Below are 23936 nucleotides of genomic sequence, written 5' to 3'. Positions count from 1 at the left end.
CTGTATATTTTTTGGAAAAGGCATGGATGGAGTATCATGCCTTTCCCTTACAACTCTTTTACAGGTAAAGAGTCCCTTTTAAATCTTATTTTGCTTTCTCGTATCCAGGATCTTCTGCCGGCATTTGCACTTTTTCATACGTACGAACGAGTTCAAAGACGATTTCTCCATCTTTCTCGGCACCTTTTAAAATATAGTGATTTTGGATTGGGTGATTCGTTTTTGGATCCAACTCAATTGGTCCACGAGGGCTATCAAATGACAAACCAGCTTTTAGAGTTTCAATAATATCCCCAACTTCTGTACTACCAGCTTTTTGAATTGATTCTGACATAACTTTGGCCGTATCATAGCCGTTAATAACATAGTTGTCGGGCACTTTATCATACTTCTTGGTATAATCTTCAACGAACTTTTTGTTTAACTCATTTTCTAAACCCACATGATAATGAGACAGTGTATAACCATTAACTACTGCATCATCAACTGCTTCAACTGTTGAAGGGGCATTCAAAACAGAACCACCATCGACAAGAGCGTAATTCTTAGCTAATCCAAATTCCTTAAATTGTTGCACAAATCTCGGACCGTCCGCACCTGGTATAAACATAAATACAGCATCAGCATCATGCTGTTTGATTTGATTAATATAAGAAGAAAAATCACTTGTACCTGAAGGTGCCCAAAGAATATCTAATACTTCTCCCCCGTGTTCTTTAAAATTAGCAGAAAAGTCAGTCGCCTGTTCGTGCCCAGCCACATAATCAGAAGCGATAACGACTGCTTTTTCACCAATATTCTCAGCCATATCAACACCTAATGTGCCTGCATAATTGAGAGAGGAAAAACCAATTCGCCAAACATAATCACTTTTGTCTCCCCATGATAAGCTATTACCTGAACCGACTACATTAATGATTGGTACACGTTTATCCTTTTCAGCAGCTTCTGTGAGAGCATATGAAATACTACCAATTGTACCTCCTCCAAGGTAATCCACTTCCTGGTTCAGGGTTAACTGTTGATAATTCTTCAAGGCTTTTTGAGGATCTCCAGCATCATCCTCGAAAAAAAGTTCTACTGGTCTATCACCAATTTTGTAATCATTCTCTTCGAAGAAAAGCTCTACCCCCTCTTTCACCCCTTCACCCATAAAAGCAAAATTGCCTGTTAAAGCAAGTGTAAAGCCTAATTTAATTGGTTCACCTTCACCATCTCCTGACGCTTGTCCACCACCACTCCCACAAGCTACTAGAAACATACTTAGCACTAACATAATAGCCAGTAACGCCCTTTTGTTCTTCTTCATTTACCCTTCCCCCTTATTTTCAATTTTCAGACCATTTAAACCAAATCAACTATAGAGCTTTTGTTTCTAATAGAAAACACTGTTGTCTCAGTGTTTTCTTGTCATTTATTATAGTGGATAAGAAATTGTATGAAAAGACTAAATTTTTTATAAATTAAATATATTCAGTATAAAGTTTTATTAGTAAATCTTTATACTCATTAATTTTTAATAAATATCTGTTTTTCCATCACATTTTATTATTTAACAAAAGAAAATTACATTATATTTTTTATAAATCTCATGTAAAGACATCTTACATATCTATCAATATACTGATAGATATGTAAAAATAATGACAAATATAAAAAAACAAAAGGACATCAATGTTTCAAATAAAAAACATTGATGCTCTTTTGTTACATAATTTTAAAAGTAAGATGTGCTATCATCCCCCGTCTGACATATCCCTGACAACTCTTAATTTGCTAAAGCATTTAACGTTAATGAATGGTGTTTTATCACATCTCACACAAAGAAATTCTGTTCTTAGTGCCACTTATCATCAAATTTCTCCATATTGCTTATTACATATTCTCCCTTTTACTTCACTCGTTACACTTTTATTCCAATTGAACAAGTTAAATGGAAAGGAATTCAAACTTTAAAATAAATATCTTCTTGATTCACCTTTTATTACATGGGCTTATACACATTATTTTTCATTTTCATATGGACAAATGTCCAACCTATTTTTGCCAAAGTGAATAGGATGTAAAGACAAATTACCCAAGGAAAGGAATGACTAGTTTGGAGCAGCTTATTACACCATGGGATTTAGATGAGACATTAGCTGATTTATATGTGCCACCATTTATTGAAGAAATGGCTCAACAAGTGATTAAACAATACAATTTTAATGTGAGTAGCATGGAAGTTATTACAACAAAGGCAGATAAGGGTGGACTAATATGGAAGATTAATACGAGCATAGGACCCAAAAGTTTAAAAATACTCCATCGGAAACCCTCCAGGAGTTTATTTAGCATTGGTGCACAGGAATATTTAGTTAATGAAAAAAAGGCTAGAATACCACCGATTGTAAAGACAAAATCGGGTAGCAATATAGTGGAAATGGGAGGGAAAATCTGGTTTGTTGCCGATTGGATTGAACCTCTATATCAAGTATCTGCCGATATTGAAGGAGCAAAGCTATTGAGTAACGCTATTGGAGAGTTCCATCAACTTTCCAAAGGATATGTTCCTCCTAAAGGAGCAGAGAATGCTTCAAGACTTTTACGATGGCCTAATGCATATAAAAAAGTAGTGAGAAAAATATCTTGGTTTAAAAATGTAGCCAACTTATATTCAGAAATGCCCACGAGTAAGACGATTTTAAGTACAGTTGATATGTTTGAGGAGCAAGCAAAAAAAGCATTGACTATGCTGGAGCAATCCTCTTATCAACAGTTGGTCGCAAAGGGAAATAAAGAATGGGGATTAGTCCATCAGGATTATGGATGGTCGAATGGACAAATGGGACCTGGAGGTATGTGGATCATCGACCTTGATGGTGTAGCCTATGATTTGCCTATTCGTGATTTACGCAAACTCATATCTGGTTCTATGGATGATCTAGGAAGATGGGATATTGATTGGATTGTAGGCATGCTAGAAGCGTACAATGAAGCTAACCCTATCACTGACGAGTTGTTTGAGATTCTCTTGATCGATTTCTCATTACCAAATTTATATTATAAAAATGTAAAAGATATGTTATTCGAACCAACCATAGCATTAAATAGTGATTTGGATGCTATTGTCCAGCGAATCGTTGAAATAGATAAGACCAAATGGCCAATTCTTGAGCAATTACGTAAAGAATGGAGAGGGGGAAAAAGGAAATGAAAGTGCTAATAGTCTGTACGGAAAAACTCCCAGTTCCACCAGTAAAAGGAGGAGCAATACAAACATTCATCGCTGGAGCTATTCCAAACTTAAGTAAAAACCATTCTATTACAATAATCGGAAGGAACGATGACACATTACCGGATAAAGAAATAAAAGATGGTGTTCATTATGTAAGGGTTCCAGGAGGATTATTGGAGACTTACAGGGAAGGTGTCGTAGATTATCTTAAAAACAATACTTTTGACTTAATTCACATTTTTAACCGCCCCCGTTTAGTATTACCAATACGGGAAGTGGCACCAAACTCACGACTCATATTAAGCATGCACAATGATATGTTCAAGAGGGAAAAAATAGATACTGAAGAAGCCCAGAAAGCAATTGATCAATTAGATAAGATTATTACCATTAGTAATTATATTGGTAATGAAATAGTAAAGCTTTACCCCGATGCCCAACCTAAAATTCAAACGATTTATTCAGGAGTGGATTTAGAGCGATTTGTTCCAACGTATTCTGTCAAGGGTCAAAGGATTAGAGCTTCCATGCGTCAAAAACACAAACTAGAATCGAAAAAGGTAATTTTATTTGCTGGACGACTTTCAGTGAACAAGGGAGCAGATATACTTTTACGATCCATGCTAGATTTGGCTAAAAAGCATCCTAATGCGGCCTTGGTTTTAATGGGAAGTAAAGGCTTTAGTGATAATAGAATGACTGATTACATTGCTTATATTAAAGCGATTGCAGAACGCCTTCCTATACCTGTTATAACTACTGGCTTTGTTCATCCTGATGAAATTCAAGACTGGTTTGCTACTGCCGATATATTCGTCTGTCCTTCTCAATGGGAAGAGCCGTTAGCACGCGTACATTATGAAGCAATGGCGGCTGGGTTACCTATTGTGACAACTGCTCGTGGAGGAAACCCTGAAATAATCGAGATTGGAAAAAATGGGTTTATCGTTGAACAAGCAGATGATCCTCGAGAATTTGTAGCTCATTTATCCAAATTACTTTCTAGTCCTTCTCTTTGTAGAGAAATGGGTCAATATGGTCGTAGCTTTGTAGAAAAAAATCATAATTGGAATCGAGTCATCGACGATATTTCCCAAGTTTGGAGCGGGATTGATTATAAAATTAAAAATAACGTTGACATTAGTAGTACTTCAAACATGAATGGCGAGAAAGAAGAACAACTGTTAACCAAAAAAGCTGTAGCTGAGAAGATTTCGCCTATAGAGAAAAAACCTATCCGACCAAAACAAAAGCAGCCAATTAAGAGGATTACTACTGCTTCAATACCATGGATTAATAAAGAAATATTAGCTAATAAAGCAAGCAACTATTGAATCTTAGACTGAATCAACGATGGGGTGCAGAAAATGACGAAGCCGTTGAAATTTTACAATCATAAAATTTCAACGGCTTTATTTAAATAGAGATAAGGAAAACTTCTGATATGGTAAAGTGACTGTAACAAGATAAAATTAGGAATAAGGCTCCTACTGTTTAAAGATTAAACACAATGAAAAGTCAGTTTGCCTTTAGATTTAGAAATGATATTCTTTAAAAGTTATTGCTTATGTACAAGAAGGCTTGTTAGTATATCACCGACGAATGATGCTTAAAATCACCTGATCACCTACACACCAATAGTTTTTATCGGTCGCAAAATCTTGCTTTTTAACTGTCATTATTCACATCATGTTTACTTACAATAAAAAAGGTGAGCAAAAGGTTAGCTAGCAACCTTACTCACCCTCATTTTTGTTAATCGATTAGAATCGAAAGAGTGGCGACCGAAACATTTTACGATAATTATCTTTGTTTTGTTTTGGAATCAACTCAGAATAAACGTTGGTTAACCGGCTAGCAACATGATGAAATTGGAAATTTGATTCCACTAATTCTCTTGCATTTCGGGTAATGCTATTAATAGTATCCGGGTTCTTTAAATAGAAATTAATTCCTTTTGCAAATTCACTAGCTTGATCATACTTTTCAATTAAATAACCCGTTTCTTTATGAGAAACTACCTCTGCATTTCCTCCCCTATTTGTTGATATTATAGGGATACCAGCAGCAAAAGCTTCATAGTGAACCCGAGCTAAGGGTTCTTGCCATTGGGAAGAACAACAGAAAATATCACTCATTAAAAAGATGTTAGAAATTTCACTTGCAGGAATAAAATTCGTGAAAATAACTTTGTCACCTAACGGTTCGGCTAGTTTCTTCAAATAACGAATATAGTTATTTATTCCATCATCACTAAACCACTTTCCCCCAGCAATCACAAGTACAGTATGAGGGTATCTTTTAGCAATAGCTTTAAAGGCGGATATTAGAAGATGAGGTCCTTTATTTTTAGTGAGCCTTCCAACAAATAATATGACCTTTTTATCTCCAATATTGTATTTTTGTCGATATTCTTCTCTAATTTGTTTTCCTTGCTCTGACCAGACAGGAGGATATTCTACTAAATCTACTCCTGAGTAAACTACTTTTGTTTTTGATTCTGCTTCTGGAAACCTTTCCACCACAGTTTGTTTTATATATTCACTAACCGTAACAATCCTATCAACAGAGTTTACAATTTCCTTTCCATTCTCCAGTGATCCCTTTTTTTCAGAAAGCATATCATTATGAAGTCCTAAAACAAACTGACTTGAAGGGGAAGCTTTTTTATAGAGAGGAATATTTAATGGACGGTTAAAAACATGAATAACGTCAAACCTTTTTTCAGTAAGTATTTTAGCAATATCAATTTCATAACTTTCAGATGGTAACCGAATGTATTGCACTTCGTTACGCACTTCATAATTAGGTAGAGATGGATCGGTGACAGAGAAAATAGTTAAGTTATTTTCTTTACTAAGAAAAGGAACTACACCGTCAATCATCATTTGAATTGCACCTCCCTTTATAGCAGGAGAAGGGAGTTTTTCTGTACAAATTAAAGCAAGCCTCATTACTCTTCCTCCTTATAAATAATCTTTAAATCATTTATTTCTCGGAGAAGCCCTTCTTTTAACGGCACAGCTGGCTTATATTGCAGAATCTTCAATGCCTTTGAAATATCTGCCCAAGTATGTCGCGGTTCCCCGCGCGGTTCTCCAATAAATTCCACGTTGGCTTTTTTCCCTGTTAACTCTTCTAATATTTCAATGACATCCAAGATAGATTTCCGTTCTTTACCACCAATATTAATTGTCTCTCCAAGGGTACCCTCTGCATAAAGAGCAGCAAAAGTTCCTTCTACACAATCTTCTACAAACGTAAAATCACGTGTTTGTTTGCCATCACCGTATATTGGAATAGGTTTATTCGTTAAAATGCATTCGATAAATCGATGAAATGCCATATCAGATCGTTGTCTAGGTCCATAAACAGTAAAGTACCGAAGAATAGTTATTGGAAGACCATCATTTTCACTGTATACCTTACATAAATACTCTCCTGTTAGCTTCGTTACACCATAAGGAGAAAGTGGTGAAAGTGGGCAATCTTCTGAAACCATACCAACCTTTTCTCCATATACAGAAGAGGTGGAAGCGTAAATAAACTTCTTTAAAGAAACATTCTTACAAGCCTCTAATAGCCGTTGGGTGACAAGAATATTATTTTCCTCATACAACTTGAAGTTGTTACCCCAGCTTGAACGAACACCAGGCACAGCAGCTAAATGATATATCACATCATCTTTGGCAAGAATTTCACTCCAATCAATGCCTAGTAAATTCTTATTTATAAATTGAAAACGTGGATGAATCAACAGATTTTCTATATTTCTTAGTTTAGTTGACTTCTTGGATGGGTCTATAAAACCATCAATGCCAATAACAACATTCTCTTCTTCCTTTAATAACCTCTCACATAAATGAGAACCGATAAACCCTGCGGCTCCTGTTACGATAATCCTCATTGTCTAGCCACCCCAATATATTGAAGTTGATGTTTTCTTACGATTTTAGGGTCAATGATATTCCGTCCATCCACTAAAATATTTCCCTTCATTAACTCATTTACCTTTTTCCAGTCTACGGTTTTAAACTGGTTCCATTCTGTTGCAATAATTAATGCATCTGCTCCTTTAATAGCTTCATACATATCATGATGAATGGTAATGGCAGGTTCAAAAGAATTGACAATAGGATCATAGGCGTGGACCTCTGTCCCTCTTTCCAATAATTTCTCAATTAATAATAATGACCTTGATTCACGTATATCATCTGTGTCGGGCTTAAAAGCTAAGCCCCAAACGGTTATTTTTTTCCCATCCAAGTTTGTTAATTTATTTGTTAATTTATCAATATACAAATCAATTTGAGAGTCATTCACATTTTGAACGGCCCTTAACATCTCAGGATTGACATTTCTTCGTTTGGCAGCGTATTCTAATGCCCGAATATCCTTTGGAAAACAAGACCCACCATAACCTAATCCTGCATTCAAAAAATAGGGACCAATTCTATTGTCTGTTCCTAGCGCTTTTGCAATATGCGTTACTTCCACATTATAGGCGTCACAAATACGGGCGATTTCATTAATGAATGAGATTTTTGTTGCCAACAAGGCATTATTGGCATATTTAATCATCTCTGCTCCTGTTAATGAAGTAATAATATAAGGTGCTTGTAACTTCTCATACAGAGTTTGAATTATTTTAATAGATTGAGTGCTTTTTCCACCCACAACAATTTTATCCGGGTTCATCATATCAAATACAGCATTTCCTTCTCTAAGAAACTCTGGATTGGATACAACGTCGAACATACGCGAGTCGATCCCTTTTTCTATTAATGTTTGATGAATCCATTCATTGGTACCTGGTAGTACCGTACTTTTAATAATGATTGTTTTATGAGAGGTTATCGTCTGCACCAAGGTGTCAATGACTTCGTTAATCGCTGTTAGATTTTGACTCCCATCTTCTTTTGTAGGAGTACCAACTGTGATGTAAAGAATTGGGCATTCCTTTATCATACGCTGGATATCCGTTGAAAAATGAAGAAGACCTCTTTTTTTATTTCGAACAATTAGTTCCTTTAATCCTGGTTCATAAATAGGGATTTCTCCCTCAATTAATTTTTCTATTATCAATTTATTCTTATCAACACAGTAAAGCTCATGACCTAAATCCGCCAACACAGCACCAGTAGTTAAACCAACATACCCTGTACCAATGACACATATTTTCACCATTATCATCCTTACTTGCTCATGTTAAAAACATTCAATTTATCATTATCTTATTTAGCTTCAAACAAAACGTGAAAGGGGGATTAATATTTAAGGTAAAAGTGGTAAAAAAACAAAAACTATATGGTTATGTACCTTTTCTTATTGGACAAATTACCAAGTAAAATATATTAGATTAATATATAGAAAGTGAAGAGGAGAGGTTATGATGAAGACAGTAAAAAAAGCAATCATTCCTGCTGCAGGTTTCGGTACAAGAAATTTGCCAATAACAAAGGTGCTTCCAAAAGAAATGTTCCCGATCGCAGGTAAACCAGCCATACAATATATTATTGAAGAAGCCATTGAATCAGGAATTGAAGAAATCTTAATAGTGGTATCCCGTAATAAAAATATGATTTTAGATTATTTTGACCGATCTCTAGAATATGAAGCCTTTTTAGAAAAGACCGGAAAACAACATTTATTGAATAAAATTGTCGGACCTGCTATTTCTATTCAATATGTACGCCAACCCTTTGCAGATGGACTAGGTACAGCAATACTCTTAGGTAAAAGATTTGCAAGTAAAGATCCATTTGCTGTTCTTCTTCCTGATGATATATTTCTACAAAGGGGCCAGCCCGCTTTACGAGAGCTTTTAGACGTATACGAAAATTATCAATCTACAGTAATTGCTCTGGAAAAATTGAATGAAGAGTTATTAAAATACTACGGCGTAGTGAAAGCGATTGATTTACAAGATAATACCTATAAAATATCTGATATTGTAGAAAAGCCTCGCTCCACTCCCCCATCTAATTTAGCCGTAAGTGGGAGATACATTTTTGAACCATCTATTTTTTCATATTTAGAAAAAGGAAGTAAAGGAGTTGGAGGTGAAGTTCAACTAACCGATGCAATACAAAAATTATTAAAGTTAGAAAAGTGCTACGGTGTGGAAGTATCTGCAAAACGCTATGACATCGGTACAGATAAAGGATATTTCAACCTTATTCAAAAATTGATGAGTAATTCTAAAAAAGAGGATGAATAGTCCTTGTTTGCCTTGCTTGATTTATCCTGCAATTAAATATCCATTCATTCCTTATTGGTGTACTACAAAACGAATGAACTTAACAAAATATAGAGAGATTCCGCAGCCCGATCTCGACCTTGTTTTGCTTTTGCAAACTAGTCCAATAATTTACCTCTTATCTCAGACAGAGGTTTTGTCTAGGGCTGCGTTCAAATTCTGCATAACCGAGACATGCTCGACTTTGTCTCCATGGGAACTTTCATACCCTGTTTATAAACTACCTTTGCACACTAATATGACTCCCATCTAAAATACTGAGAGTCTAGGCATGAAATATTATTTCCCTTTATTCCAGATCATTAAGATGATCTCTAAGATACTGATTGCGATTTAAAATAAATTGCAGGATAAATTCTTGTTCTTTATCAAATAAATCAATAGCATCCTTTTTATATGGATCTAATGCTATATGGGGACGCAATAAATTATGAAGGTTGATAATTCTTGGTTCAAATTCCGAAACTGTGAAATAATTCTCTAATATCTCTTCTAGAAGAATGCGGTATTGAACACGAAATTCCTTTACATCAAGAAGTCTTGCCGTGAGTGTATTAAAACCTTCGATAGGAACTCGATTAAACTTCATAACCCCTCCGTTCCAATCCCTTCCAAATGTTGCATCAAAATCCCATGGGATCATTTCATACAATCCTGATTCTCCATTTCGATAAAGGGCATAATTTTGAATGAAAGCATCGTAGTTTTGTGTGCAAATCACACCACACAGCCAAATTAAATATTTTTTGACATCCAAGTACTTTACAATTTCTTTGCCAAACTCATTACGTGGTATCGTATTGATTTTTATTATTAGCTTTTCTAAATCAGAATCGTCCTCAGCATTCCCTATTTTTCTCACATACCCTGAAATTAATGAAGATTTGGGCTCACCTTTGGTGGTTAACAAAGAAAAATTAGTTTGATGATTCGTTGCATAATAAATAGGCCCATATGAAAGTTGTCTTTTTTGTAAAAAGTGATCATCAACAGATTCAAGCTGTAAGTAAGTTCCTGAGGGCCTTCCATTTATCTCAATTAAAACATACCTGCAATCAGGTGAATTGATTCCAATCTGTTTAAAAAAATCGAAAGATAGCTTATTTCGAATGAAAGAAGGATCGCAATACTCTGCATTAATGTGAATTTCACGTCCAAGAAACTCCTCATTATATGTTCCAAAATCAACTTTGTAAGATTTTTTTCTTAATTTACGTGTATGATTTCCTCTATAAGTAATACCGATATCAAATGAATGATTGTTTATAACTAATTTAGAAGGAATTAATTCATCATGCCAAATATTTTTTTCTAAAAATTCTATCAGTTCTGGTTGCGTAGAAATACTTAATGTAGGTATAGTATTCTTCTGCATCTTATATCATCGCCTCCCTCACTTTACCCATTATCATATGAAAAAAATAATGCAAATGATCATTAATTAATTGGAAGTTTAGAACCAATGAAAAATTTTTTCATAAAATAAACTACCTTAAATATTAAGGATTATTATTAAAAGGTGGTTTTTATAGATGGGAAAAGAAGACGTAAAAAAGCTTCTAAATGAGGCAAAAGACGCTGGGAATGAGGAATTTCTAAGTAGAAACCCAGGATCAAAAGCTAATGATAACCGCTCTGGCTCTGGCTCTGGTTCTGGCTCTGGTTCTGGTTCTGGCTCTGGTTCTGGTTCTGGCTCTGGTTCTGGCTCTGGCTCTGGTTCTGGCTCTGGCTCTGGTTCTCGTATATGAACATTAGACATTTTTAATCATAATTACTCATGACATGCAGGTAAGAATTGCACAGTTTGATGAAGTATTAAAATTGTAATAAGTTAATATACGGTCGCTACACACTAAAAAAGCAAGAAGTTGATGTGGTCATTCTGACGTAGTTAAACGCGATTAATCACATCAATTCCTTGCCAATCACTCTGTTATATCAAGGTTAATAAGACGACACACTCCACGTGTGCAGTTTGTGGAAACATGTCTACTGGCTGTATGCTTTTTACTTTATATTGACGGTGGAGAAAATCGATGTCTTTTGCCAGTGTAGATGGGTTACAAGACACGTAAACCAATTTTTTAGGTTTGACTTGTTGGATTGTTTTTAATAATGCTTGATCCAAACCTGTTCTTGGGGGATCGACAACGATAACATCTGGACGAAAGCCTTCTTTCACCCATTTAGGTAACCATTCTTCAGCCTTACCCGTTACATATTTAGCATGCTTCACTCCATGTTTAGCTGCATTTCTCTTTGCATCTGTGATTGATTCTTTTATAATATCCATTCCACGTATTTCTTTTGCTTGATCTGCCAACCATAATCCAATTGTTCCTACTCCGCAGTACGCATCAACAATCGTTTCTTTACCAGTTAGATTTGCTGCTTTTTTGACTTCATTATACAATTTGACGGTTTGCTCTGGATTGAGTTGAAAAAAAGTACGTGCCGATAATTCAAATTGGATATCCCCTAGCATTTCATATATAAACGTTTCACCCGCAAGTGGTATGGTTTCATCCCCAAAAATGAGAGATGTTTTTTGGCCATTGACATTTTGAATAATCGAACGTAAATTCGGAATCCGCTTCGTAGCTTCTTCTACTATTAGTGAAGACTTTGGAAGCTCTTTTTGTCTTGTAATGAGCACAACTTGCACTTCCCCAGTTTTCACACCCACTCTCGTCACAATTGTACGGATATCACCTTTGCGCGTGCGTTCATTATAAGCACTAATGTTTAAATCTTGAAGAATACGCTTCATCGTATTTGTAACAGATATTGTTTCTGGCTTCTGCACGATGCATTCATCAATATCAATAAGCTGATGTGAATTCATGCTATATAATCCTGCAATCACTTCACCTTGCTTCGTCCCTACTTGAAATTGGCTTTTATTCCGGTATCTCCAAGGGTCCTCCATTCCGATTGTTTGTTTTATTTGAATGGTGCTTGGATCTATTTTGGTGTGTCTCTCTAACGATTGAATAACCATATCCCTTTTTTCTATTAACTGGCGATCATAGCGAAGATGTTGTAACTGACATCCGCCACACTCACCAAATAACGGACAAGGTGCCTCTACTCGGTAGGGAGAAGGTTTCCTAACTTTTTTTATCTTTGCTTCTGAAAATTTCGGTTGAACATTTGTGACTTCTACTACAACCTCTTCATCAGGCAGGGCACCAGGAACAAAGACCACTTTCTTTTTAAAATATCCGACACCCTCTCCGTTAATACCTAACCTTTTGATTGTTAAAGGAAACCGTTGCTTGAGTTTTAACTGAACGGCAGTTTCTTTTTTACGATTCGTTTGTTTATTCAAAAATAATCACTCCACAGTTATTCGATACTACGCCATAAATAATAGGTGGCATAGCTTAAATAAGGCGTCCAGTCTTTTGCATATAATTCCATTTGTTCGTAGGAAGGCTTCTGCTCTAATTGATAAAGCTTTTTTAACGCATTTTGCAAGCCAATATCTGCCATTGGATAAAGATTATCTCTCCCTAAACCAAACATCAAAAAATTCTGCACTGTCCATGGACCTACGCCTTTTAATTTAATCAGTTTATCATGAATTTCACGATCTGACAGTTCTTTTAGTTGCAATAAAGATAATTGCTTTTCTGCTAACTCTTTAGCAATCCCAATAACATACTCTGCTTTCCTGCCACTGAATTGTAATGCCCTTAAATCTTCAATTGTTACATTAGCTACTGTTTCAGGATCAGGATAAAACCAAGCACCATCTTTCTCATAACCAAACTTATGCACAAACCTCATTGTAAGCGTATAAGCAAATTTCATATTCAATTGTTGATGAACAATACATTTGAGGAGCGAACCAAATAAATCAAAATCTAACACAAAAGGTGTTCCATAATGAGCAAGAAATACATGACGCAAATCCGTTTTTAGAAAATGTTGATGAACATCTGCTAAGGGAATATTCCACCGAAAAATATCTGTTAATCTAACCAACGCTTCTTCTTTTGTTGCTTCATTTAATCCTGTCATAAGAAATTTAGGTTTGTTCGTTGTACCCAAACCTGTGATTGTAACAACGACGGATTCATTTTGTAACTTAAGGGGTACCTTTAACATTCTCCTGTCCCGATTCACCCAAATAAGCGGGTCACTTGATAAGCGACTTAAAACAGCATCAAAATTATAGGGTCCACCTATTTCTTTTATTATCTCCATTCACCGTTCATCCTTCACTGTTTTTTCTCGTATTATACTAAGGATCTTTTTATGAGCCTTTTTCAACTGTCTTCTATCAAGACGAATACCTGTTCTTACATATAATTATAACAAGAATTTCACAATGATTTAATGGGGATTTTTACTTCTTATAAATGATGAATACTGCATCTATTATTTATGTTGCTTATAAATTTTGATGGAACTTTGTTAGCTTTGTTTTTCGCTTTTTTAGACTTATAGATCCAAAGCACTCTCTGTTTGCCATTATCCTTTCTTTATAAATCAAAACACCTACAATGAAATTCATTGTAGGTGGTGACTGTTAATATAAGTAGGAGCTATCCAAGGCTTGGCTCCACATAAGATCGTCTAATGATTTGAATTCATATCCTCGTTGTTTTAAATCCACAATTGCTTGTTGCAAAGCATCTGCATTATCTTTTGATACTGTGTGTAATAATAATATGCTTCCTGGATGAATCTGCTTCATAATGTTGTCATAGGAGTATTTCCAGCCTTTTTGTTGGTCTGTTTTCCAATCAACAAAGGCTAGAGACCAAAAGATATGGGTATAGCCTAATTCATTTGCGTAAGCCAATCCTTGTTCGTTAAAAATACCACGAGGTGGTCTTAAATAGGACATATGTTTAACACCTGTTAACTTTTCCGTCTCTGCTCTCACTTTTTCTAATTCTTGTTTATATTTATCGCGACTGATCCTTGTCATATCTGGGTGAGTCCAAGAATGGTTACCGATTATATGTCCGTCCTTTGCCATCCTTTTTACTAAATCTGGTGCCGTACGAATATAATGACCCGTAATAAAGAATGTCGCAGGTACTTGTTCTTTTTTGAGCACATCAAGAATTTTATCCGTATACCCATTTTCATACCCATTATCAAAAGTAAGATAAATATCTTTTTTAGTCGGATCTCCCTTATAAACAGATTGATGCTTTGTTAGAAGATTATCAAGCATTTTTCCCGCTTCCGCCGGCGATTCATTCTGTGCTTTTTTAATTCCCCAATGGATAGGAGCATGGCTGAATTCGCTTGCTGAGACAGGGATTGAACAGATAAACAGAAAGATACTTACTAATATCATCAATTTTTTCATAGCGCTTCTCCTTCTTTTTTTCTTATTGTTTGCTAGCAACAATAAATTACGAGCGCTAAAAGTTTCCAAAATAGTTATCCATATAAAAAAGAGACACCACTCTATGTTGGTGTCTCAAGAACAAATTAAAATACACGTTCTTTAAATTTCGCTAGCTTCTCTAACGAGGATTTGTCTACATCTCTATGAAGACTATTTCCGTGAGAATCCATTGTAACTACTGCTGTGAATCCTTCTACACGTAGGTGCCACATTGCTTCTGGAATACCGAAGTTCATTAAATCAACACCTTCTACTTCTTTAATACAATCAGCATAATATTGCGCTGCTCCACCAATTGCATTTAAGTATACTCCACCATGCTCTTCTAGCGCTTTTAATGTTTTCGGTCCCATACCGCCTTTTCCAATCACGGCGCGAATACCGAATTTTTTCATAATATCTCCTTGATATGGTTCTTCACGGATACTTGTAGTTGGACCTGCTGCTTTTACATGCCATTTTTCTTGATCATCTTTCATCATTACTGGTCCACAATGATATATTACTTGTCCATTTAAATCTACAGGGGCATCGTTCTCCATTAAATGATGATGGATCGCATCACGACCTGTATACATTCGACCATTGATTTGGACCACATCGCCAACTTTAAGTTCACGGATTTGTTCCTCTGTTATTGGAGCTTGAAGCGTAACAACTTTTGTTTCTTGTTCAGCTTCTGTTGTTGCAGCGGTTTCTTGCGCTGCTTCGTCAGCAAAATTAATTTTTTCACCATCTTGATAGTGCCATTCATTAATTTCACCTGTGTCAGGATTTACTTTTACCCCAAGTCTACGATATGCCCAGCAATTATAGGCTACAGATACGAAAAAGCTAGCAGGAATACGATTCATCACACCAACTTTACATCCTAATAAAGTCGTTTCTCCTCCGAACCCCATTGTCCCAATTCCAAGCTCGTTTGCATTTTTAAGAACATATTCCTCAAGTTTTCGTAAATCTTCATTTGGATTTACATCATCTACAGAACGGAATAGTTGTTCCTTTGCTAAATCATAACCAGATGAACGATCTCCGCCAATCCCTACACCTATGAATCCTGCACTACATCCCTGTCCTTGTGCTTGATAAACCGAATGCATAATACATTTACGGATACCATCTAAATCACGTCCGGCTCTTCCTAAACCATCAAGTTCTGCAGGCAAACTATACTGTATATTTTTATTTTCACAGCCGCCGCCTTTTAGAATTAAACGAACGTCTATATACTCTTCTTCCCACTGATCAAATTTAATAACTGGTGTGCCACCACCTAAATTATCTCCGCTATTAGCACCTGTTAAGGAATCAACAGAGTTAGGTCTCAATTTACTATCGTTTGTTGCCTCTGCAATAGCATTCTTAATTGCTTCTTTAATCTTTAGTTGATTGACGCCAACTGGTGTTTTGATTTTAAATGTCGGTAATCCTGTATCTTGACAGATTGGCGATACGTTATCATCTGCCATAGAGATATTATTTGTAATTGTTGCCAGACTCATCGCTGATCTCGTACCAGCACTTTCTCTTTCTTTTGCTGCCTTAATTGCCCGACGAACATCCTTTGGTAAATTCGTCGAAGTTTCTACAATTAAGTCGTACATACTTTTTTGGAATTGCTCCATATTCATTTCTCAAAGTTCCCCTTTCCCTTTGCGACCGATCAATTTCTTTTGCGAAAAATTAGAATCATTATCGTATACCATTATATACTCATTCTTTAGTCAAGAAAAGACCAACTGTAGAAACAAAAAAATGGTGAAACCCAATTTTTTTTAGAGGGTTTCACCACTTCTTTTTAATCTCTATGATTAAATTCCCTTACTTTAGATTCAAGATCGTCGATCATTTCGATGAGACGATCAACATCCTCTAACTCCGTGTTTTCAGGTTCTATCGCATCTAATACGTCCATAAACATATGAAGACGTTGCTTTAAGAAAGCTACTTGATTGTCTTTATCAGTAATTGAATTGCCCACAGTATTCGCTCCTTTCTCTACACAACTTTAATCCTACATGAAATGCAATAGAGCTGCAATAAAGGTTTATTTTTCATTAAAGGTTGACAGAAGCTTACGTTAGATGAATAATGACTACAGATTTACTTAAAGGAGTTTTTTTGAATGATATCTCAAACGTTACCAATTTCACCAAGTTATGACCCTTGGGAAGCTTATATGGATATCGATGATTATGGAAAATTAACCTTATCCAATATTGAATTTACAACTACGGTTTTATGCAATATGCGTTGTGAGCATTGTGCTGTTGGTTATACTCTGCAACCAAAAGATCCTGATGGACTTCCTGTTGATTTATTAATCAAACGCTTAGAGGAAATCCCGCAATTGCGTTCACTCTCTATAACGGGAGGCGAACCGATGCTATCGAAGAAATCAGTTCATAACTATGTGATCCCTCTTTTTAAGTATGCTCACGAACGCGGTATTCGAACACAAATTAATTCTAACCTCACATTAGATAGAGGTAAATATGATAGCATTATCCCTTATTTAGATGTTTTACATATTTCTCATAACTGGGGTACCGAAGAAGAATTTATTGAGGGTGGTTTTGCTATGATGGAAAGAAAACCATCCATAAAGCAAAGACAGGTACTCTTTGATCGTATGATCGAGAATAGTAAAGAACTCGTACAAGCTGGTGTAATGGTCTCTGCTGAAACAATGTTAAATAAAAGAACATTACCCTATTTAGAGAAAATCCATAAGCAAATAACAGAAGAAATGCATTGTCAACGTCATGAAGTTCATCCAATGTACCCTTCAGATTTTGCATCTACTCTCGAAACTTTATCATTAAAAGAAATGCGCCAAGCAATCCATCATCTATTGGATATTCGTGACAAAGATACCTGGATGTTGTTTGGAACATTGCCGTTTTATCCATGCAACAATAATGAAGAAGACTTAGCTTTATTACAACGTCTTCATAATGAGCAGAATGTCACTGTTAGAAATGATCCTGATGGTCGTTCAAGACTAAATGTAAACATTTTTACTGGTGATGTGATTGTAACGGACTTTGGTGATACACCTCCTTTAGGGAATATACAGACAGACGCACTTCCATCTGTTTTCGATAAGTGGATGGAAACGAAGCTTGCTAAGTCTTTAAATTGCCATTGTAGTGAAGCAAGATGTTTAGGGCCAAATGTGTTAGTCAAAGACAGTTATTACCCTGAAATAGACTTCCAAACTAAAAAAGCAAATATCTCAGTTGAGAAATAGAAAAGTGCGCCAATAAAATGGCGCACTTTTCTATTTAACGTGGTCGTTCCGAAACAATAAATCCAAATGAGACATGATCCTGTATTGGAATCCATGCGCCAATTCCTTGAGAGGTAATATTTTTCACTACTAAGGTTTTTTTGCTTCCTTTCAACATTATATAAACTTCACCATAAGTAACTTTCCCTTTTTCATTAATAGCAGGTGCGTATGCATATAGGTAGCCCAAGCGGTTGATTGCAACATGATATTTATGATCTTTTTTCGTTCCTGCTCCTACAATCGTTTCAAAGGATAAGGGTAATCCACTTTTTTCTGTCGCCTTCAACAACATCATCTTTTTTACATCTTGCGCATGTGGTACCTTGGATGTAAGTCCACCTTTCACTACCTTTTGCATTTCTTGAACATAATTCATTTGAAAGACCGCATTTCCCCCGCGATTATCAAAATAGTTCGTATTGATCTTTTGAAACTCCCAATTAGGTGATGTTTCTTGTGATTGATAATTGAGTGGCCATTGACCTAAATAAACAATCGCACGGTATCCGATGGCAAAAGGTGTACTATTTACTGTTGTTTCATTTAACATACGTATTAATTCAGGGTTATCTATTTTTACTCTTGATGTCTCCATTAATTCTTGTGTTAATTCACTCGGCTGTAATGTTGGTAAATCTTGAGCAGGGTTTGGATACGTATTGTCCTTTTCTACATTTAAAACAGAACTTGGTATCTCTATCGTTTCCCCCTTTGTTTCTATTTTTCCTTCAGCAGATGTCGCTGATTGAAAGGATGTCACCCCAATGGTCATCAATACTAAAGCATATAGCCATTTCTTCATTTCTCTTACTCCTTTCAAACTTATATGCATTAGTTTTTTCGTATGATGTGAATATTATCCATAAAGGAAAATAAAAAAGTAACATTTTTGTAATGTTTTGAATATTTACAAAAGTTTTTATATATTTTATACTATTTATACACTCACTCGAAAGGAGGGCAGCTTCATTACGATTCGCTTTATTTATGAACAAACACCATAAAGGAGTGGTTAATGAATTCAAGCGAATGCACACTAGCAGTCCTCGATTAAATACTTAATGAGTTTAAAACAAAATTGCAAGCGCTTCCTTTTTATTCGAAATATTTCAAAACGACTCCCGGCTAACCTCGGAGTCGTTTTTTTATTATAGTAAATAAAAGCCTATACCGATGATAAAATAAGCTGCTAGAAGGGTGCCACCCTCAAACCAATTAGACTCACCATCGTTGGAGATAACAACCATTAGAAAAACAGCTGATACCATCGTGATTAATTCTGGTACTGTAAATACGAGCGGCATCGCTACAGGGAAAAGTAGCGAGATAAGGACAAGAATGGGCGCGACAAACATAGCAATTTGTAAAGTAGAACCAACGGCAATCTCTACGGCAATATCCATTTTATTTTTCGCAGCCATAATAATCGCTGAAGCGTGTTCTGCGGCATTCCCTACAATTGCAACGATAATGACGCCGATAAACAATTCCGACCAACCAAATGTCTGTCCTACTTCCTCAAAGGTGTGAACAAGATTTTCAGAAATATAGGCTACAGCTAATGTAGCAAGGGCTAATACTAAAATGGATTTTCCTTTGCTCCATTCTGGTTCTTCCTCCACTTTCTTCTTTCCGTCTTCATCCTCTTTATTATACACGCCTCTATGTGTAACTAATTTAAAGAATAATGCGGCTAAGTATAAAGCCATCAGGATGATGCTAACTCCAATACTAAAAATCATCGTCTTTTCTTCATTCATTGACATTGAAAATATTTCAGGAATAACGAAAGCCACAATGACTGCAAAGATGAGTAAGCCTGCATTATGGCGTGCATCATGGATATTAAAGCTTTGCCTTTTAAACTTTATACCTCCAATAAAAAAGGAAAGGCCGGCTACTAATAATAAGTTACCTAATACACTTCCTGTTAATGATGCTAAAACAACACCAATTAATCCCTCTTTTAATGCAAAAATCGCAATGATTAATTCAACCGCATTGCCGAAGGTTGCATTTAACAATCCACCAATTCTAGGACCAGCAATAATACTCAAACTTTCTGTCGATCGCCCCATAAAACTAGCTAAGGCAATGATAGCAACACAATAAATAATGAACATCAATGTACTTGACCAATGTAGAAGACTTCCTATTATGGATAACGGTACACCAATAAATACGAGTATAGCAAAAACTTTATTCATCCCATCCTCCTCAAAAAATCGCTTTACATTTCTTAAGATAAACATTTTTAAGGATTGTTATGAAAAGATTATGATTATTCTCTTGTCAATTTCTTCTTCCACATATAATATCTATTGTGGTAGAAGATTTATTATTTTCATTTATTGAGGTTATTTTATGGACAAAAAACTAAGAGTAAGGTTTTGGATTTTAGTATTCATTGTTGCGATATCAGGTTTTAGTCAAGGGATGCTATTACCGCTCATCGCTATCATTTTTGAAGGTGATGGTGTATCTTCAAGTTTAAATGGCTTAAATGCAGCAGGTTTATATATTGGTATTTTACTTATTTCACCTTTCATGGAATATCCCCTAAGAAAATATGGATATAAACCAGTCATTATTATCGGGGGACTTCTTGTAGCTACTTCCCTCTTATTATTTCCACTATGGAAGAGTTTTTGGTTTTGGTTTATTTTAAGGTTATTGATTGGAATAGGCGACCACGCCCTCCATTTTTCAACACAAACATGGATTACGTCATTTTCTCCTGAACGCAATCGAGGGAGAAATATTTCCATCTACGGATTATTCTTTGGGATTGGGTTTGCTGTTGGACCACTAATGACACCATTAGTTCATATAAGTGAATCTCTTCCATTTATTATTTCTTCCCTCTTTTGTTTTATTGCATGGGGGTTTGTGTTCTTTCTCGATAATGAGCAGCCACAGCAAACAATCGCTGTTCAATCACTAAAAGGGACTTTCCATCGTTTTTACGATGTATCTACTTATGCTTGGATTGCCTTTATTCCACCATTTAGTTACGGGTTCTTAGAATCGTCAATAAATGGGAGCTTCCCTGTTTATGCCGTGCGCATGGGAATAGAAGTCTCATCAGTTTCGTTATTGCTTACCTCATTTGCTGTCGGAGCAATTATTTTTCAATTGCCTTTAGGGATGTTAAGTGACCGCTATGGACGAAGAAATATTTTAATGATTATTTTATTCTGTGGTTTTATTCTTTTCTCTTCTGCTGCGGTATTTGAACAGAATGTCAACATTCTTATGTTGCTACTATTTTTAGCAGGTATGGCTGTAGGAAGTACTTTTTCATTGGGAATTAGTTATATGACAGATTTAACTCCCACTCAGCTTTTACCTACCGGAAATCTTCTTTGTGGTGTTGCCTTTAGCTTAGGCAGTCTTATTGGACCCTACGCAGGCGGTTTATTTATTCAATATATACAATCACTAAGCTTTTTCGCCGTTATTAGTGGGATGATGCTCATTAATTTTACGATTATCGCTTATTTTGGTCGCCATAAGATGAGCAAGCAATCGTTTCACAGTTAAATGATGTTAAAAAAACGTCTAATATAGAGAATAACCCTTTTCAAAAGTTACAATATAATGTAAAATTAAAGCAATTAAATATTATCAATTCGGCACTTTTTCTGCTGTCACCTATATGGTGGCAGCTTTCGTCGTTTTTAAGGGTAATGATGTTGATTATTCTTCTCAATGAGAATGGAGGAAATGAAAATATGGAAGGAAATGTCCTAGTACAAAAACAATCGCAATCATCTAGTCAATTATTCGAAAAGTTACTACCACATATCGAGCTTATAGCCGCAATTACTTCAGGTGTTTTTATTCTTATCGGTTGGTTACTTAGTAAAGGAGGCTATGAAACAACTTCTATCACTATCTTTATCTTATCTTTTATTATCGGAGGGTTTGCGAAGGCAAAAGAAGGTATTGAAGAAACGATTGCTAATAAGGAATTAAACGTTGAAATGCTGATGATTTTTGCCGCAATCGGCTCCGCAATTATTGGCTATTGGATTGAAGGTGCCATTCTTATTTTTATCTTTGCAATGAGTGGCGCACTAGAAACATATACCATGAATAAAAGTAAAAAAGAAATTTCTAGCCTTATGGATTTGCAACCTGAAGAAGCTTTATTAATTCATGAGGATGGTGAAGAAGTTGTTCACGTTTCTACACTCCAAATCGGAGATAAAATTCTAGTTAAACCAGGGGAACGCGTTCCCTCTGATGGAATCATTGTCTACGGACAAACAACTATAGATGAAGCAACGATTACTGGTGAATCGATTCCTGTAACAAAAGGGTTATCTGAAGAAGTGTATGCCGGCACCGTCAATATGAATGGAGCCATTAAAGTAGAAATCACTAAAAAAGCGGATGAAACTCTTTTTCAAAAAATCATTCAGCTGGTCCAATCAGCACAAAGTGAAAAGTCCCCTAGTCAGTTATTTATAGAGAATTTCGAAGGAAAATATGTAAAAATTGTACTACTGACCGTCGCACTCATGCTATTTCTCCCACACTTCTTACTTGGATGGAGTTGGAACGAAACATTTTACCGTGCCATGATTCTTCTAGTAGTCGCCTCACCTTGTGCACTTGTCGCCTCTATTATGCCGGCTACATTGTCTGCGATTTCAAATGGAGCAAGACAAGGAATTTTATTTAAAGGCGGGGTACATTTAGAGAACTTAGGCCATATTAAAGCCATTGCGTTTGATAAAACAGGTACTTTAACTAAAGGACGACCGGAAGTAACAGATTTTATTACTCTACACACTCAGCATCGTGATGATTATTTATGCATTGTTGGATCAATTGAAAACCATGCAAACCATCCACTTGCTACTGCCATCGTCACGTATACAAAAGAAGAACAGAGCTCTCCTCTAATAGAGCCCGAATCAATCGAAGATGTACCAGGATGGGGCATTAAAGCAGTGATTAACGGCGTCACTTGGAAAATTGGTAAACCATCATTTATTTTGAACAATAACGAACTTCCGCCAGAATTAAAAGAACAGCAAGAAACATTAGCATCGAATGGTAAAACGATCGTTTTATTTGAACGCGATCATGAGGTGTGTGGATTAATCGCATTAAAGGATCAAGTTCGTCAAGAAACGAAGGCTGCGGTTAAACAATTAAATGATCAAGGTATTTACACCATCATGTTAACAGGCGATAGCCAATCCACCGCTCAAGCCATTTCTGCTGAAGCTAATGTAGAAGACTTTATTGCAGAATGTTTGCCAGAAAAAAAAGTGGATCATGTTAAGGAATTAAGAAATCAGTATCAACAAGTAGCAATGGTTGGAGATGGAATTAACGATGCGCCTGCACTTGCGACTGCAAATGTTGGGATTGCCATGGGAGAAGGAACCGATGTTGCATTAGAAACAGCAGATATTGTTTTAATGAAAAACGATCTTCCTAAAATCGCTCATGCAATTGCCCTATCCAAACGCATGAACACCATTATTAAACAAAATATTATTTTCTCTATATCAGTTATTATGCTGTTAATTTGCTCCAATTTTCTACAGATATTAGACCTTCCTTACGGTGTAATCGGTCACGAAGGTTCAACCATTTTAGTGATATTAAATAGCTTAAGGTTGTTGAAGAACTAAAAAAAAAAGCAGCTATCCAAGTGTGTGAATGGATAGCTGCTTCTTTATTTAATGATAGCCGTTTTGCTTATTAGCCGAACTAGATGTTTTTTGTTTAGGTTTATTTTTACCTTTTTGTTTTGTGTTACCATCTT

19 protein-coding genes are annotated in these 23936 nt (G+C 35.7%); 7 read left to right on the top strand and 12 right to left on the bottom strand.

Translation table 11 applies throughout. From position 1 onward, the window contains the following. Positions 1-85: 85 nt before the first annotated feature. A complete protein-coding gene (locus LG276_RS07140) occupies positions 86-1309 on the bottom strand; it encodes an ABC transporter substrate-binding protein (RefSeq protein WP_281202776.1) in 1224 nt (407 codons plus the stop codon). Between the two features lie 789 nt (positions 1310-2098). Here LG276_RS07140 and LG276_RS07135 point away from each other — a divergent pair. Together LG276_RS07135 and LG276_RS07130 are read left to right on the top strand one after the other, a co-directional pair. Continuing rightward, the gene (locus LG276_RS07135; protein ID WP_370873396.1) at positions 2099-3196 is read left to right on the top strand and encodes a CotS family spore coat protein; all 1098 of its coding nucleotides are present in this window, start codon (positions 2099-2101) and stop codon (positions 3194-3196) included. Then, entirely contained in the window at positions 3193-4551 is a 1359-nt protein-coding gene (locus LG276_RS07130; protein ID WP_251163089.1) for a glycosyltransferase family 4 protein, read from the top strand. Before LG276_RS07135 ends, LG276_RS07130 begins: the two co-directional genes overlap by 4 nt. A 429-nt stretch (positions 4552-4980) precedes the next feature. Here the strand turns inward: LG276_RS07130 and LG276_RS07125 are convergent, their stop codons facing one another. From LG276_RS07125 to LG276_RS07115, 3 genes are read right to left on the bottom strand one after another with little or no spacing between them, the layout of a single operon-like run. Then, positions 4981-6171: a glycosyltransferase family 4 protein gene (locus tag LG276_RS07125; RefSeq protein ID WP_251163090.1), complete on the bottom strand. Its 1191-nt coding sequence runs from the start codon at positions 6169-6171 to the stop codon at positions 4981-4983. After that, positions 6171-7124 carry an NAD-dependent epimerase/dehydratase family protein gene (locus LG276_RS07120; protein ID WP_251163091.1) on the bottom strand — a complete coding sequence of 318 codons (954 nt, stop codon included), beginning with the start codon at positions 7122-7124 and terminating at the stop codon, positions 6171-6173. The genes LG276_RS07125 and LG276_RS07120 overlap by 1 nt, the downstream gene beginning before the upstream one ends. Next, the gene (locus tag LG276_RS07115; protein ID WP_251163092.1) at positions 7121-8401 is read right to left on the bottom strand and encodes a UDP-glucose/GDP-mannose dehydrogenase family protein; all 1281 of its coding nucleotides are present in this window, start codon (positions 8399-8401) and stop codon (positions 7121-7123) included. Before LG276_RS07115 ends, LG276_RS07120 begins: the two co-directional genes overlap by 4 nt. A 208-nt stretch (positions 8402-8609) precedes the next feature. On the opposite strand from LG276_RS07115, the gene LG276_RS07110 reads away from it, so the two are divergent. Continuing rightward, positions 8610-9437 (top strand): UTP--glucose-1-phosphate uridylyltransferase, encoded by an 828-nt coding sequence (locus LG276_RS07110; protein ID WP_251163093.1) that lies wholly within the window; start codon positions 8610-8612, stop codon positions 9435-9437. Between the two features lie 328 nt (positions 9438-9765). Here the strand turns inward: LG276_RS07110 and LG276_RS07105 are convergent, their stop codons facing one another. Then, positions 9766-10851, bottom strand: a complete 1086-nt coding sequence (locus LG276_RS07105; protein ID WP_404293941.1) for a CotH kinase family protein — start codon at positions 10849-10851, stop codon at positions 9766-9768. Between the two features lie 157 nt (positions 10852-11008). Between LG276_RS07105 and LG276_RS07100 the strand changes: the two genes are divergently transcribed. Continuing rightward, a complete protein-coding gene (locus tag LG276_RS07100; protein ID WP_404293939.1) occupies positions 11009-11224 on the top strand; it encodes a hypothetical protein in 216 nt (71 codons plus the stop codon). Between the two features lie 185 nt (positions 11225-11409). Here LG276_RS07100 and rlmD read toward each other — a convergent pair whose 3' ends face one another. From rlmD to LG276_RS07075, 5 genes are all read right to left on the bottom strand, one after another. Next, positions 11410-12807, bottom strand: coding sequence for a 23S rRNA (uracil(1939)-C(5))-methyltransferase RlmD (gene rlmD, locus LG276_RS07095; RefSeq protein ID WP_251163095.1), 1398 nt, complete (start codon positions 12805-12807; stop codon positions 11410-11412). A 17-nt stretch (positions 12808-12824) separates the two neighbouring features. Further along, positions 12825-13688, bottom strand: a complete 864-nt coding sequence (locus LG276_RS07090; protein WP_251163096.1) for a DNA-3-methyladenine glycosylase — start codon at positions 13686-13688, stop codon at positions 12825-12827. Between the two features lie 325 nt (positions 13689-14013). Further along, a complete protein-coding gene (gene pdaA, locus LG276_RS07085; RefSeq protein ID WP_251163097.1) occupies positions 14014-14808 on the bottom strand; it encodes a delta-lactam-biosynthetic de-N-acetylase in 795 nt (264 codons plus the stop codon). Between the two features lie 125 nt (positions 14809-14933). Beyond that, positions 14934-16484, bottom strand: a complete 1551-nt coding sequence (locus tag LG276_RS07080) for a fumarate hydratase (RefSeq protein ID WP_281202781.1) — start codon at positions 16482-16484, stop codon at positions 14934-14936. 167 nt (positions 16485-16651) lie between these two features. Further along, positions 16652-16834, bottom strand: a complete 183-nt coding sequence (locus tag LG276_RS07075) for an SE1561 family protein (RefSeq protein ID WP_095370074.1) — start codon at positions 16832-16834, stop codon at positions 16652-16654. A 144-nt stretch (positions 16835-16978) separates the two neighbouring features. Here LG276_RS07075 and yfkAB point away from each other — a divergent pair, with 144 nt between their 5' ends. Further along, positions 16979-18106: a radical SAM/CxCxxxxC motif protein YfkAB gene (gene yfkAB, locus LG276_RS07070; RefSeq protein WP_251163098.1), complete on the top strand. Its 1128-nt coding sequence runs from the start codon at positions 16979-16981 to the stop codon at positions 18104-18106. 34 nt (positions 18107-18140) lie between these two features. Here yfkAB and LG276_RS07065 read toward each other — a convergent pair whose 3' ends face one another. Together LG276_RS07065 and cax are read right to left on the bottom strand one after the other, a co-directional pair. Continuing rightward, the gene (locus tag LG276_RS07065; RefSeq protein ID WP_251163099.1) at positions 18141-18950 is read right to left on the bottom strand and encodes a YfkD famly protein; all 810 of its coding nucleotides are present in this window, start codon (positions 18948-18950) and stop codon (positions 18141-18143) included. Between the two features lie 346 nt (positions 18951-19296). Beyond that, entirely contained in the window at positions 19297-20355 is a 1059-nt protein-coding gene (cax, locus tag LG276_RS07060) for a calcium/proton exchanger (RefSeq protein ID WP_251163100.1), read from the bottom strand. Positions 20356-20512: 157 nt separating this feature from the next. Here cax and LG276_RS07055 point away from each other — a divergent pair, with 157 nt between their 5' ends. Both LG276_RS07055 and LG276_RS07050 read left to right on the top strand, forming a co-directional pair. Next, a complete protein-coding gene (locus LG276_RS07055) occupies positions 20513-21691 on the top strand; it encodes an MFS transporter (protein WP_251163101.1) in 1179 nt (392 codons plus the stop codon). A 191-nt stretch (positions 21692-21882) separates the two neighbouring features. Further along, complete coding sequence (locus tag LG276_RS07050; protein ID WP_251163102.1) at positions 21883-23802, top strand: heavy metal translocating P-type ATPase; 1920 nt, start codon at positions 21883-21885, stop codon at positions 23800-23802. Positions 23803-23936: the final 134 nt, after the last annotated feature.

Source organism: Cytobacillus kochii (assembly GCF_044790165.1).
GTDB classification, from domain to species: Bacteria; Bacillota; Bacilli; order Bacillales; family Cytobacillaceae; genus Cytobacillus; species Cytobacillus kochii.
Note: the sequence above shows the minus strand (reverse complement) of the source record. Positions and strands in the feature narration are given on the sequence as shown.

Bases quoted from the DNA above. Each gene is read 5' to 3' on its own strand.
- LG276_RS07125 (WP_251163090.1), bottom strand. From the start codon at position 6,171: ATGAGGCTTGCTTTAATTTGTACAGAAAAACTCCCTTCTCCTGCTATA.
- yfkAB (WP_251163098.1), top strand. From the start codon at position 16,979: ATGATATCTCAAACGTTACCAATTTCACCAAGTTATGACCCTTGGGAA.
- LG276_RS07105 (WP_404293941.1), bottom strand. From the start codon at position 10,851: ATGCAGAAGAATACTATACCTACATTAAGTATTTCTACGCAACCAGAA.
- LG276_RS07090 (WP_251163096.1), bottom strand. From the start codon at position 13,688: ATGGAGATAATAAAAGAAATAGGTGGACCCTATAATTTTGATGCTGTT.
- LG276_RS07140 (WP_281202776.1), bottom strand. From the start codon at position 1,309: ATGAAGAAGAACAAAAGGGCGTTACTGGCTATTATGTTAGTGCTAAGT.
- LG276_RS07100 (WP_404293939.1), top strand. From the start codon at position 11,009: ATGGGAAAAGAAGACGTAAAAAAGCTTCTAAATGAGGCAAAAGACGCT.
- pdaA (WP_251163097.1), bottom strand. From the start codon at position 14,808: ATGAAAAAATTGATGATATTAGTAAGTATCTTTCTGTTTATCTGTTCA.
- LG276_RS07080 (WP_281202781.1), bottom strand. From the start codon at position 16,484: ATGAATATGGAGCAATTCCAAAAAAGTATGTACGACTTAATTGTAGAA.
- cax (WP_251163100.1), bottom strand. From the start codon at position 20,355: ATGAATAAAGTTTTTGCTATACTCGTATTTATTGGTGTACCGTTATCC.
- LG276_RS07110 (WP_251163093.1), top strand. From the start codon at position 8,610: ATGAAGACAGTAAAAAAAGCAATCATTCCTGCTGCAGGTTTCGGTACA.
- LG276_RS07120 (WP_251163091.1), bottom strand. From the start codon at position 7,124: ATGAGGATTATCGTAACAGGAGCCGCAGGGTTTATCGGTTCTCATTTA.
- LG276_RS07130 (WP_251163089.1), top strand. From the start codon at position 3,193: ATGAAAGTGCTAATAGTCTGTACGGAAAAACTCCCAGTTCCACCAGTA.
- LG276_RS07055 (WP_251163101.1), top strand. From the start codon at position 20,513: ATGGACAAAAAACTAAGAGTAAGGTTTTGGATTTTAGTATTCATTGTT.
- LG276_RS07065 (WP_251163099.1), bottom strand. From the start codon at position 18,950: ATGAAGAAATGGCTATATGCTTTAGTATTGATGACCATTGGGGTGACA.
- LG276_RS07050 (WP_251163102.1), top strand. From the start codon at position 21,883: ATGGAAGGAAATGTCCTAGTACAAAAACAATCGCAATCATCTAGTCAA.